The organism is Mycetocola sp. (genome assembly GCF_046716805.1).
Lineage (GTDB): Bacteria > Actinomycetota > Actinomycetes > Actinomycetales > Microbacteriaceae > Mycetocola_A.
Map to the genome: position 1 here is coordinate 26,936 of NZ_JBKJWH010000189.1, position 11,837 is coordinate 38,772.

General features: G+C 66.6%; 10 protein-coding genes. 5 read left to right on the plus strand and 5 right to left on the minus strand.

What is annotated here, in order from left to right; genetic code table 11:
- Positions 1-16: 16 nt before the first annotated feature.
- The 5 genes from ACLQ62_RS15350 to ACLQ62_RS15370 are packed head-to-tail and all read right to left on the minus strand — an operon-like array spanning position 17 to position 4,358.
- Positions 17-1,546 carry an amidohydrolase family protein gene (locus tag ACLQ62_RS15350; RefSeq protein ID WP_411722498.1) on the minus strand — a complete coding sequence of 510 codons (1,530 nt, stop codon included), beginning with the start codon at positions 1,544-1,546 and terminating at the stop codon, positions 17-19.
- Positions 1,543-2,163 (minus strand): FMN-binding negative transcriptional regulator, encoded by a 621-nt coding sequence (locus ACLQ62_RS15355; protein ID WP_411722499.1) that lies wholly within the window; start codon positions 2,161-2,163, stop codon positions 1,543-1,545. The genes ACLQ62_RS15350 and ACLQ62_RS15355 overlap by 4 nt, the downstream gene beginning before the upstream one ends.
- 25 nt (positions 2,164-2,188) lie before the next feature.
- Positions 2,189-3,184 (minus strand): Fpg/Nei family DNA glycosylase, encoded by a 996-nt coding sequence (locus ACLQ62_RS15360; protein ID WP_411722500.1) that lies wholly within the window; start codon positions 3,182-3,184, stop codon positions 2,189-2,191.
- Position 3,185: 1 nt separating this feature from the next.
- Positions 3,186-3,689, minus strand: a complete 504-nt coding sequence (locus tag ACLQ62_RS15365) for a ribose-5-phosphate isomerase (protein WP_411722501.1) — start codon at positions 3,687-3,689, stop codon at positions 3,186-3,188.
- Between the two features lie 42 nt (positions 3,690-3,731).
- Positions 3,732-4,358 (minus strand): DsbA family protein, encoded by a 627-nt coding sequence (locus ACLQ62_RS15370; RefSeq protein WP_411722502.1) that lies wholly within the window; start codon positions 4,356-4,358, stop codon positions 3,732-3,734.
- A gap of 138 nt (positions 4,359-4,496) precedes the next feature.
- Here ACLQ62_RS15370 and pepN point away from each other — a divergent pair, with 138 nt between their 5' ends.
- The 5 genes from pepN to ACLQ62_RS15395 all read left to right on the plus strand — a co-directional run bounded on the left by pepN (position 4,497) and on the right by ACLQ62_RS15395 (position 11,831).
- Positions 4,497-7,043 (plus strand): aminopeptidase N, encoded by a 2,547-nt coding sequence (gene pepN, locus ACLQ62_RS15375; protein ID WP_411722503.1) that lies wholly within the window; start codon positions 4,497-4,499, stop codon positions 7,041-7,043.
- A gap of 150 nt (positions 7,044-7,193) precedes the next feature.
- Complete coding sequence (locus tag ACLQ62_RS15380; protein WP_411722504.1) at positions 7,194-8,210, plus strand: mechanosensitive ion channel family protein; 1,017 nt, start codon at positions 7,194-7,196, stop codon at positions 8,208-8,210.
- Positions 8,207-8,599, plus strand: coding sequence for a globin (locus ACLQ62_RS15385; RefSeq protein WP_411722505.1), 393 nt, complete (start codon positions 8,207-8,209; stop codon positions 8,597-8,599). The genes ACLQ62_RS15380 and ACLQ62_RS15385 overlap by 4 nt, the downstream gene beginning before the upstream one ends.
- Positions 8,600-8,732: 133 nt before the next feature.
- A complete protein-coding gene (locus ACLQ62_RS15390) occupies positions 8,733-10,898 on the plus strand; it encodes an elongation factor G-like protein EF-G2 (RefSeq protein WP_411722506.1) in 2,166 nt (721 codons plus the stop codon).
- Positions 10,899-10,949: 51 nt separating this feature from the next.
- Entirely contained in the window at positions 10,950-11,831 is an 882-nt protein-coding gene (locus tag ACLQ62_RS15395) for an aminoglycoside phosphotransferase family protein (protein WP_411722507.1), read from the plus strand.
- Positions 11,832-11,837 lie beyond the last annotated feature (6 nt).

Genomic DNA, 11,837 nt, shown 5'->3' on the forward strand with positions numbered 1-11,837 from the left:
CGTTACGGCGAGCCGGTCAGAGCGAGGTGAAGGTGTCCCTGCCGTTGAGGATTGTGGCGGACACCGGCATCCGTCTCAGCTCGTCGGCGGTCGCGGCGTAAGGGTCCCGGTCGACGAGGACGAGGTCGGCGACCTGTCCTGCTCGCACCGTTGTGCTCCCGTCCCGGGTGGATGCCGCGATCGCCTCGGCGACGGAGATCGACTGCTCCGGATGCCACGGGGCGCGTCCGTCTCGGCTGCGTGCGACGGCGGCCGAGATGGCGAGCCACGGATCGAGTGGCGCGACGGGCGCATCCGACCCCAGGGCGAGCGTTCCGCCGGCGTCGAGAATGCTCCGCAGGGTGAAAGCGCGGTCGGTCCGGCCTGCCCAATATCGTTCCGCGACGTCTCGATCGTCCATGGCGTGTTCCGGCTGCACACTCGCGGTCACCCCGAGTGCCGCGAACCGGGCGATGTCATCGGCCGAAAGAAGTTGCGCATGCTCGACGGACCCGCGTGCGCCCGTGGCGGCGAAGGCGTCGAGAACGTGCGTATTGGCCTGATCTCCGATCGCATGGATGGCGGACTCCAGGCCGGCGTCGCGGGCGCGGGACATGAGGGAGACCAGTTCGCCCGGCGGCACATTGAGGACACCGCGGGGATGCTCAGTTGCCGCCAGGCCCGGGTATTCGTCGACGCAGTATGCGGTCCGGGTGTTGAGGGATCCGTCGGTGATCACCTTGAGCGAGCCGACCTCGAGCAGCCCGTGGGTGTGCGGCAGGATCTGGCCGCTTCGCAGCCGTTCCTCGATCGCCCGGTCGAGGTGCTGCGGATAGATACCGAAGCGGGTGCGCAGGGCGATGGCGCCCGCAGCGATGCGTCTCGACCACGACTCCAGATTCCACGCCATTTCGAAGTCGACGATGCCGACGACGCCTCGGGCGGATGCTGCGTCCGCGGCGTCCCGGACCCAGCCATCCACGACGCTCTCCGGGGCGGAATCGATGCTCTGGAGCACCGCGAATGCATCCTCTTCGCGGAGGATCCCTGTTGCGGAATCGGAATGGCCGTACCGCCAGAGCGCTGCACTGTTCAGCCACACACAGTGGAGGTCTGCGGCGATGAGGATCGCGGCACGGCCGTGCGACACCCGGTCGAAGGCGGCGAGGTCTGCGGCGTCAGGCCAGAGCGCATTCCGAAACCCGAATCCGACGGCGGGTTCATCCGGACCGGTCGGAGCGTCGGAGGTCGGCGCGGTGTGCGAGTCGACGGCGGCGAGTACCTCAGCGGCTGTCCTCGTGCCGGACAGATCGAACCGGCGGGAGGTCTGCGCCCACTGCGTGAAGTGCACGTGGAAATCCCAGAGCCCGGGCAGAATCCACCGGCCGGCAGCATCCGTCACCTCTCCCTCGACCGGACCTGTTCCGGCTGGGCGCAGATCGGCGACAAGCCCGTCTTCGAGCACGACGTCGAGGGGCCGGCCATCTCCGCCGGCGAGACGCACCTCAGCGAGGGTACGACGGATGCCGGAACCCGGCCGGGCAGCACGCAGCCGGAGCTCGCTCACCGGCGAGCCCGCCGCATCTCAGCGGCAAGGGCGGCATTAGGGTACTCGGCACCGTTCTCGAGCTGATCGAGGATCCAGTCGACGGTCTCGGCGGGGCGGTTCTGGCTGAGTTTGCGCTTCGCGGTGACGCGGGTCGGGGTGAGCCGGAAGCCGACGGTTCCGCTGCTGATGCGGCGCGCGTACTCCGCGTTCGCCGGCGTTCCCTCCATGAGGCGGGGTTCGGGCATCCGCTTCTCGAAGTGTTCGACGAGCTGGCCGAGGACCCGGTAGTTCTCCTCGTCGCTGAGAATCTCGGGGACGCCGCGCAAGTGGGCGACGACGAAGTTCCAGGTGGGCACCGCGGGTTCGTCGTCGTACCAGCCCGGTGAGATGTAGCCGTGTGGGCCCTGCACGATGACGAGCAGTTCATGGGATCCGAGCTCGTGGATCGCTTCGTCCGGGCGGCCGACGTGACCGAGGATTGTGAGGTCGTCGCGGTCAGGATCGAGCACGACGGCATAGTGGGATGCGACGAGACCGTCGGCGGTGTCGCTCACGAGGGTGACCCACGGGTTCTGCTCGATCAGACGACGGAGTTCGGCGGTGTCGCCGAGAACGAAACTGGGGTTCTGTCTCATCGGGTCCTTCTCGCTTTCGTGGGAGTCAGCTCTGGCAGACCGGGCACCAGTACAGCTTGCGGGCGCCCATCTCTTCGAGCAGGATATGGGTTCCGCAGACCCGGCAGGGCAGCCCCTCGCGTTTGTAGACCCAGTGCCGGTCATCGCGGGAGGCCATCGCCTTGCGGTAGTCCTCACCGGTGAGGTTGTCCATGGTCATCATCTGGCCCGTCTCGACGCCGATTCGCAACAGCCGGGACCAGTCCCGCCAGATCTCCCGCACGGTCTCCTCCGGAACGAGCTTGCCTGGCGTGTGCGGGCTCACCCCGGCTCGGAACAGGAGCTCCGCCCGGTAGACGTTGCCGATGCCGGAGACGACGGACTGGTCCATCAGGAGCAGCCCGACCGGCGTCGGCTTTCGGCGCACGACGGCGGTGAACCGGTCCTCCGCCTCGTCGCTGTCGTCGAGCAGCGGGTCCGGCCCCAGCCTGCCGATCACCTCGCCGACACGGGCGTCATCGATGATCTCGCACGCGGTCGGCCCACGCAGGTCGGCGACGGCGTGCTCGGCGAGAAGCCGGACCCGGACCGCTCCGACCGGCTCCGGGGGAAAGGTTTCCCATTCAGAGCCCGCGAGGCCTTTCGTCTGCTCAGACATCCGCACGCGGGTCTTCCGCGGTGCGCCGATCGAACTCAACGAGTTCTCCCCTGCGTCATCGAGGATCGCCGACGCAAGGTCCGTTCCTCTCTGGTTCGTGTGCCCCATCCGGCCGTTCGCCGAGGCGATCGTCGCATCCTGGGTGATCTCACCAGCGAAGTCCCACGCGCCGTACATTCCGAGGTGCACCCGCAGCCAGACGCTGTCGTCGAAGTCGATGAACATCTGTTTGCCGACGGCCTTCACACCCGTGACGGTGCGCCCGTCGAGCAGCGCCGCGCCCTCCACGAACCGGCCCTGCGGTGAGGTGACCCGCACACGGTGACCGGCGAAGTTCTGCCGGAACTGCCGCGCGATGCGATGGACGGAATGGCCCTCGGGCATGTCAGTCTCGTTCGGGAAGAGCGTCGACGCCCTTGCCTGAGATCGTGCCCGTCTCCTCGAACTCCGCCAGCTGGGCGATGCGGCGCACGTGGCGCTCCTCAGCGGTGAACGGTTCGGCGATGAACGCGTCGATGAAGGAGATCACCTCATCAACGGAGTGCTGGCGTGCGCCGATCGAGATGACATTGGCGTCGTTGTGTTCGCGCGCAAGCTTGGCGGTGCTGAGATTCCAGACGAGGGCCGCCCGGATGCCGCGAACCTTGTTCGCGGCGATCTGCTCACCGTTGCCAGAGCCACCGAAGACGACACCGAGTGCCTCCACCCCGGCCGACTGGTCACGCACGACCGCCGATGCGGCGTTGATGCAGAACGCCGGGTAGTCGTCGAGCGCGTCGTACTCGGTCGGGCCGTGGTCGAGGACCTCATGCCCGTTGTCGCGAAGGTGCTGTTGCAGGTGCTGGCTGAAGTCGAGGCCGGCGTGATCGGTGGCGATATGGATGCGCATGCTCCCATTCTGCCGTTTCCCAGCACCGCCGGTGCCCGACACTCAGTTGAAGATCGGGCCGACGGTGCGACTCCGCTTGATCTCAAAGAAGCCGGGGTACGCTGCGACGGCGACGACGCCATCCCAGAGCCGAGCCGCTTCATCGCCGATCGGAGCCGGGGAGATGACCGGGCCGAAGAAGGCGACCCCGTTCACGGCGATGACCGGCGTTCCGACATCCTGACCCACCCGGCCGATGCCGTCGAAGTGGCTCGCACGCATCTGCGGGTCGTACGCGTCGCTCAGGGAGTGCTCGGCGAATTCGGGTGGCAGGCCGACCTCGGCGAGCGCCTGGGCGATCACCGTGTCGGGATCGGTCGACTCGCCCGGGTGGATCTGGGTTCCCAGCGCGTCATAGAGCGGCTTGACGATGGCCTGGCCGAATTCTTCCTGCGCGGCGGCGACGAGGCGGGTGTAACGGAGTGCCCGCGGGAAGAATGCGCGGTACTCCTCGCTGACGTCCTGGTCCTCGTTGAGCACCGCCAGGCTCATCACGTGCCAGGTGATGTCGAGGTTGCGCAGCACGGCGACCTCATCCACCCAGCGGGAGGTCATCCACGCCCAGGGGCAGGAGGGGTCGAACCAGAAGTCGACGGCGGTCGGGGCGGGAGTCTGCGTATCGGTGCTCATGCTTCCAGCCAACCATGAACGGACCCCCGGGCATTCCCTGACTCCTCCCCCGGGGCTCTGAGGCGAACGACTACGCTTGCAAGTCGGACACGATCCGATCGATTCGTTTCCGCCCATCACGCACAAAGGAGTTCAGCGTTGCCTGGAGAAAACCTCACCCGCGCCGAAGCACAGGAGCGGGCATCGCTCGTTTCCACCTCGAGCTACGAGATCGCGCTCGACCTCACCACCGGGCCGGAAACCTTCCGCTCGACGACGACGGTGCGCTTCGCAGCCACCCCAGGGGCCTCGACCTTCATCGACGCCATCACCCGCACGGTGCACTCGGTGACCCTCAACGGCACCAGCCTCGACCCTGCCGTCGTGAGCGACGGCATCCGGATCGCCCTGGACAACCTGCAGGCCGACAACGAACTTATCGTCGACGCCGACATGATCTATATGAACACCGGTGAGGGCCTCCACCGCTTCGTCGACCCCGTCGACGATGAGGTGTACCTCTACAGCCAGTTCGAAGTGCCTGACTCGCGCCGCATGTACGCCGTGTTCGAGCAGCCGGACCTCAAGGCGACGTTCCAGTTCACGGTGACGGCCCCAGCCCACTGGGACATCATCTCCAACGCGCCCACCCCGGAACCCGTTGAGGCCGGTGCCGAAAGCAAGACCTGGACGTTCGAGCCGACCCAGGTGATGTCGAGCTACATCACCTGCATCATCGCCGGCCCGTACGCCGTGGAGCGCAGTGAGCTCACGTCGAGCGATGGGCGCACGATTCCGCTCGGAGTGTTCTCGCGCAGGAGCCTGTCAGAATTCCTGGACGCCGACTACATCTTCGAGAAGACGCGTCAGGGCTTCGAATACTTCGAGTCGAAGTTCGACTACCCGTACCCGTTCGAGAAGTACGACCAGCTGTTCGTGCCCGAGTACAACGCCGGGGCGATGGAGCACGCGGGAGCGGTGACTTTCACCGAGGCGTACATCTTCCGCTCCAAGGTGACGGATGCCGTCAAGGAGCGTCGTGTCGTCACCATCCTGCACGAGCTCGCCCACATGTGGTTCGGTGACCTCGTCACCATGAAGTGGTGGAACGACCTGTGGCTGAACGAGTCCTTCGCGGAGTGGGCGTCGACCATCGCCGTCGCCGAGGCCACCGAATGGACCGGCGCGTGGACGACCTTCAACGCCATGGAGAAGAGCTGGGCGTACAAGCAGGACCAGCTGCCGTCGACCCACCCGATCGTTGCGACCATCAACGACCTCGAAGATGTGCAGGTCAACTTCGACGGCATCACCTACGCCAAGGGCGGATCGGTTCTCAAGCAGCTCGTCGCCTGGGTCGGGATCGACGCGTTCTACGCGGGCGTCTCCGCCTATTTCAAGAAACACGAGTGGGGCAACACCGAGCTCGTCGACCTGCTCACCGAACTGGAGACCGCATCCGGCCGCGACCTCACCGACTGGGGCAAGCTCTGGCTCGAGACCGCGGGCGTCAACACGCTCCGTCCCGAAATCAGCGTCGACGGCTCCGGCACGATCACGGCCTTCACGGTCCTGCAGAGCGCCGTACCCGAGTACCCGACGATCCGTCCGCACCGCCTCGCGATCGGCTTCTACAACTCGGTCGATGGAAAGCTCGTTCGGGAGCACCGGATCGAACTGGACGTCGACGGCGAACGGACGGATGTTCCGGAGCTGGTCGGCCAGAAGCGCCCGGACCTCGTGCTGCTCAACGATGACGACCTCGCCTACGCCAAGATCCGCCTGGACGACGCGTCGCTCGCGGTGGCCACGAAGTCCCTCTCGACGATCGAGGACCCGCTCGCCCGTTCGCTCGTCTGGGCAGCCGCCTGGGATGCGACCCGCGACGCTGAGACGCCGGCACGGGAGTATGTGCGCCTGGTGCTCGGCAACATCGCCAGCGAGACCGAGTCCACGACCATCCGCACGACCCTCACCCAGCTCGTGCTCGCTGCGACGCAGTACGTCGCCCCCGCGGTACGCGAGGACGTGCTCGTCGAGGTCGGCGACACGCTCTGGCAACTGGCTGAAGCAGCTGAGCCTGGTTCAGATGCGCAGTTCCAGTTCGTGAAGTTCTTCGCCGGAGTCGCGTCCACCGACGTGCACTTCGACATTCTCCGCGGCTTGCGCGCCGGCGAGCTGACGCTCGAAGGCCTGACCGTCGACACCGACCTTGACTGGGAACTCCTCACCGCGCTCACCGCGGGCGGCGTCGCCGGAAATGATGAGGTCGACGCGGCCCTCGCTGACGACAACACCGCCAACGGTGCCAAGGCTGCGGCACTCGCCCGGGCTGCGATCCCGACGCTGGAAGCGAAACGCGCCGCGTGGGCATCCGTCGTCGACACCGACACGGCGCCGAACGCGATCGTGCAGTGGACGGGCATCGGATTCCAGCGCGCCCGCGACAAGGACGTGCTCGCCTCGTTCATTCCGGACTACTTCGAGATGCTCCAGCGCATCTGGGATTCGCGCAGCTACAAGATCGCCGAGTACCTGGTGATGGGCCTGTACCCGGCGCCGCTGGCGAACGAGGAACTCCGCACGGCGACGCTCGCGTGGCTCGACGCCAACCCTGAGCCGCCCGCCCTCCGCCGCATCGTCGTCGAGAACCTCGCCGGCGTCGAGCGTGCACTCACGGCGCAGAAGCGCGACGCTCAGGAGTAACCCTCGCGAGATGGTTGCGAATCGCTGTTTCGTTCTGCAGATTGCCTTGGTCAGGGCTGCCGCCTTTCACGACGCTTCGCGTCGTGCCCGCAAACCCAGCGATTCGCGCCTGTCGGCATCCGTTCAGAGCACGCCGGTACAATCGAGGCAATGAATATGACTGACTTCTGGGCGAACGTTGAGGCGTTCTTCCTGTCGCCCCTCGGCACTCTTGTTTCCATTGCGCTGATCATCCTCGGCGCGGTCATCGCAGCGTGGCTGCTTCACTTCGTCATCCGTCGTGTCGTGCACCAGATCGTCTCCGGCGTGAAGAAGAACCAGGGCGCCGAAGACACCCAGGCGCTCAACGTCTCGCCGCTCGCAGCGGTGCGACTGGTCCAGCGAACCCGCACCCTCGGCACGGTCCTCGGCAATATCGTCAACGTCACAGTGGTCATCGTCACCATCGTGCTGATCGTCAACGAGATCAACGAGAACATCATCGGCTCCCTCGCGCTGCTAACCGCCGCGCTCCGTGCCGGCCTCGGTTTCGGCGCGCCGAACATCGTCAAGGACGTGCTCAACGGCCTGTTCATGGTGATGGAGGATCAACTCGGCGTCGGCGACGTCGTGGACCTCGGCCCGGCCACCGGTGTCGTCGAACGCGTCGGCATCCGGATCACCCAGGTGCGCGACGTCAACGGAACGCTCTGGTTCGTCCGCAACGGTGAGATCCTCCGCGTCGGAAACATGTCGCAGGGCTGGGCGCGGGTCATCATCGACCTCGCCATTCCGTACGACGCCGACGTCGAAGCCGTTCAGGACCGGATGATGGAAGCGGCGTCCTCCCTTGCACAGGACCCCAAGTGGCGTAGCCGGATCCTCGAACGCCCCGAACTCTGGGGCATCGAGTCGATCTCCGAGGAAGCCCTCGTCATCCGTCTCGTCGTGAAGACCCGTCCGCCGGCCAAGGACGACGTCGCCCGCGAACTCCGCGCCCGACTCAAAGCCGGCACCGACGCCATGGGTATTCAGCTTCCGTCGCTCAACAGCGTCGTCCTCGAAGGCTTCGACGGTGCAGCATCCGTCACCGGCGCTCGCCCGCCGCGGACGAAGCCGCTCAAGGTGGTCAACGAGGCCCCGCACGCAGCGCGGAAACCGCCGAGGAAGGCACCACAGAAGCCATGAGCGATCTTCTCTCCAGCACGTTCTACGCCGAAGTCGGTGGCCGCGCGACGTTCGAAAAGCTCTGCGTGGAGTTCTACAAGGGCGTCGCAGCGGACCCGGTGCTCCAGCCGATGTACCCCGAAGAGGATCTCGGTCCCGCCACTGAGCGACTCACGATGTTCCTCGAACAGTACTGGGGCGGCCCGTCCACCTATAGTGAGCAGCGCGGTCACCCCCGGCTGCGGATGCGGCACATGCCGTTCAAGGTCAACCCGGATGCCCGCGACCGCTGGCTGCTCCACATGCGTGCCGCGGTCGACACGCTCGGGCTGTCGCCCCTGCACGAGGCGACGCTCTGGGACTACCTCGAGCGCGCCGCCCAGGCGATGGTGAACACCTTCGACGAGTAACCTGCCCAACCGCTCCGGCAGCTGAGACACGGCCCGTCACGGGAATCGACGAATTGAACCCTTGCCGTCGGGCGTCTCAGGGTGTCCAATCGAGTCATATCGTGTGAGCGGCAGGTGAAGCAGGGAGATCCTCATGTCGACGAAAGGTACCAACGGCTCAGCGAAAGCCGCAGCCCGGGGCACGTCAGAACGAGCGGATGCGTCGCCCGGCGTGTGGGCCGGGCGACCGGAGAACATCCGCAACATCGTGCTGGTCGGCCGGTCCGGGTCGGGGAAGACGATGCTGACCGAAGCGCTGCTCGCCGCCACAGGCGCTCTCACGCGCATCGGCTCGATCGTCGACGGCACCACGGTGAGCGACTCGGACCCCTCGGAGATCCACCAGCAACGGTCTGTTGCCCTGTCAGTGCTGCCCATCGCCGTCGACGACGTCAAGGTGAATCTGCTTGACGCTCCGGGATACCCGGACTTCGTCGGCGATCTGCGCGCCGGGCTGCGGGCTGCGGATGCGGCACTGTTCGTGGTTTCTGCGGTCGACGGTGTCGACGCTGCCACCACCGCCCTGTGGGGTGAATGCGACCGGGTCGGGATGCCGCGCGCTGTGGTGATCAGCAGGATCGACCATCCGCGGGCCAACTATGAGGCTGTTCTCGCCGCTTGCCAGCACGCATTCGGCAACTCGGTGCTGCCGCTCTACCTCCCTGTCCGCACGTCCGGAGCGATCACCGGCCTGCGCGGGCTGCTGTCAGGCACGGTCTCGGACTATGGCGCAGAGAACAGAGCGCCAGTTCACCGACCGGCGAACGCGGGCGAGCTATCCGACGCCGAGGCGGCGCGCGGCACGCTGATCGAGGGCATCATCGCTGAGAGCGAGGACGAGACGCTGATGGACCGATACCTCGGCGGCGAAGAGATCGAACTCGACACCCTGATCGCTGACCTGGAAACCGCGGTGGCGGGTGGGTCGTTCTACCCGGTGCTGCCGACATCCGCTGAGACCGGAGTCGGCACCGCTGAACTGCTCGAGCTGATGACCCGGGCGTTTCCGTCTCCTGTGGAACGACCGGTCCCCCCGGTGACCGACCTCGGCGGCAGAACCGTCGGACAGCGCAGCTGCGATCCCGCCGGGCCGCTCATCGGTGAGGTGGTGCGCCCCACCATCGACTCATTCCTGGGCCGCGTCTGCCTGGTGCGAATCTTCTCGGGCACGTTGCGCGAAAACTCGAACATCCACGTCGGCGGGCATGGGCTCGCAGATCGCGGTCATCAGGACCACGACAGCGACGAACGGATCACCCACCTGCAATCCCCGCTCGGTTCCGCTCTGCGCCCGGTGCCGTCCTGCGTCGCCGGCGACATCTGCGCGCTCACCAAACTGAGCAGCGTCGAAACCGGTGACACGATCTCCGACCGGGAACGGCCGCTGCTGGTGGAGGGGTGGGACATGCCGGAGCCGCTGATGCCGGTTGCGGTCCAGGGGGCTTCCCGCGCGGATGACGACGCCCTGGCCAGGAGCATGGGAAAGGTTGCCGCGGTCGACCCGACGCTGCGGGTCGAACGCAACCCTGAAACCCATCAGCTCATTCTGTGGTGCATGGGTGAAGCCCACGCCGAGGTGGTGCTCGACCGGCTCCGCAACCAGGGCGTGAAGCTGCAGACCGTCGATGTCATCACACCGCTGCGGGAAACCTTCGCGATGCCGGCATCCGCCCGCGGACGCTACGTCAAGCAGTCCGGCGGGCACGGCCAGTACGCCATCAGCGAGATCGAGGTCGAACCGCTCGAACGCGGCGGCGGGTTCGAGTTCGTGAACAACGTGGTCGGCGGCGTGGTTCCCGGGCACTACATCGGTTCGGTGGAGAAGGGCATCCGGGAACAGATGCAGAAGGGGGTCTCAGCCGGCTTCCCCGTGGTGGACATCCGGGTGAGGCTCGTCGGTGGCAAAGCGCACAGCGTCGATTCGTCGGATGCCGCATTCCAGGCGGCTGGCGCGCTGGCGCTGCGGGAGGCCGCATCCGCGTCCCGCATCCAGCTGCTTGAACCGGTCTCCTCTGTCACGATCAGCGTGCCTGACATCTATGTCGGCGCGGTCATGACGGACCTGTCCTCCCGACGGGGCCACATGACCGGAACATCGTCGGCCGGGGGTGACCGCACCGAAATCAGTGCGGAGATTCCGGATGCTGAATTGCTGCGTTACGCGGTCGAGCTGCGCGCGCTGACCGCAGGCACTGGTGATTTCGGCCGCAGCTACCTGCGCCACGAACCTGTCCCGACGAAAACGGCCGTCAACGTGTGAACTGCCGCGTCGAGAACGCGCACCGCGGCATCCTCCTTGCATACTGGGACGATGGCCACAACACCGCCCGCCGAGGTCGAGATCTCGACGGCGCTCGTCCGGCGGCTGCTGGAGGAGCAGCATCCGGACCTGGCAAGCCAGGTGATCGAGCCCTTCGCCTCGGGGTGGGACAACTCGCTGTTCCGTCTCGGCTCGGATCTTCTCGTGCGGCTCCCGCGGCGCATGGTGTCATCTGGGCTGGTGGTGAAGGAGCAGAGGTGGCTACCGGGCATCGCCGTCCGGGTACGCGTGACCGTTCCCGTCCCGGTGCGGGTCGGCCTGCCAACGGCGTACTACCCGTGGCCGTGGAGCATCAGCCGCTGGATCACCGGGGACCTGGTCGCTGACCTGCCACGGTCCGCGCGTTCCGTGTTCGCTGAACCGCTGGCGGCGTTCCTGCGAGCACTCGGCACGGAAGCACCCGCCGGTGCGCCGGCGAACCCGTACCGGGGCGTCCGCCTCGGTGAACGGGATGCCGCCATGCAGGAGCGGTTCCGGTCCGGACTGATTCCTCACCCGGACGCTGCCATGCGCCTCTGGCAGCGCGCGCTGGCGCAACCGGTCTGGGACCGAGACCCAATATGGGTGCACGGTGACCTCCACCCGGCGAACCTGCTCACGGTCAACGGCGGGCTGCACGCGGTGATCGATTTCGGTGACCTCACGGCCGGGGATCCCGCCACTGACCTGGCCGCTGCGTGGCTCATCTTCGATCACGCCGGTCGCGGCCGTTTCCGAGCGGCCGTGGATGCGCGACCGGAGATCGACGACGCGACCTGGCTACGCGCTCAGGGTTGGGCGCTGAACATGGCTTCGGCGGTGCTGGTGTCCTCGGACGACTCACCCCTGCACCGGCGGATAGGAGAAGAGACGATCGCCGAACTCCTGACCTGAATCGAG

Excerpts from the sequence above, each read along its gene's own strand:
- ACLQ62_RS15355 (WP_411722499.1), bottom strand. The coding sequence starts at position 2,163 with ATGAGACAGAACCCCAGTTTCGTTCTCGGCGACACCGCCGAACTCCGT.
- ACLQ62_RS15360 (WP_411722500.1), bottom strand. The coding sequence starts at position 3,184 with ATGCCCGAGGGCCATTCCGTCCATCGCATCGCGCGGCAGTTCCGGCAG.
- ACLQ62_RS15365 (WP_411722501.1), bottom strand. The coding sequence starts at position 3,689 with ATGCGCATCCATATCGCCACCGATCACGCCGGCCTCGACTTCAGCCAG.
- ACLQ62_RS15370 (WP_411722502.1), bottom strand. The coding sequence starts at position 4,358 with ATGAGCACCGATACGCAGACTCCCGCCCCGACCGCCGTCGACTTCTGG.
- ACLQ62_RS15380 (WP_411722504.1), top strand. The coding sequence starts at position 7,194 with ATGAATATGACTGACTTCTGGGCGAACGTTGAGGCGTTCTTCCTGTCG.
- ACLQ62_RS15385 (WP_411722505.1), top strand. The coding sequence starts at position 8,207 with ATGAGCGATCTTCTCTCCAGCACGTTCTACGCCGAAGTCGGTGGCCGC.
- ACLQ62_RS15390 (WP_411722506.1), top strand. The coding sequence starts at position 8,733 with ATGTCGACGAAAGGTACCAACGGCTCAGCGAAAGCCGCAGCCCGGGGC.
- ACLQ62_RS15395 (WP_411722507.1), top strand. The coding sequence starts at position 10,950 with ATGGCCACAACACCGCCCGCCGAGGTCGAGATCTCGACGGCGCTCGTC.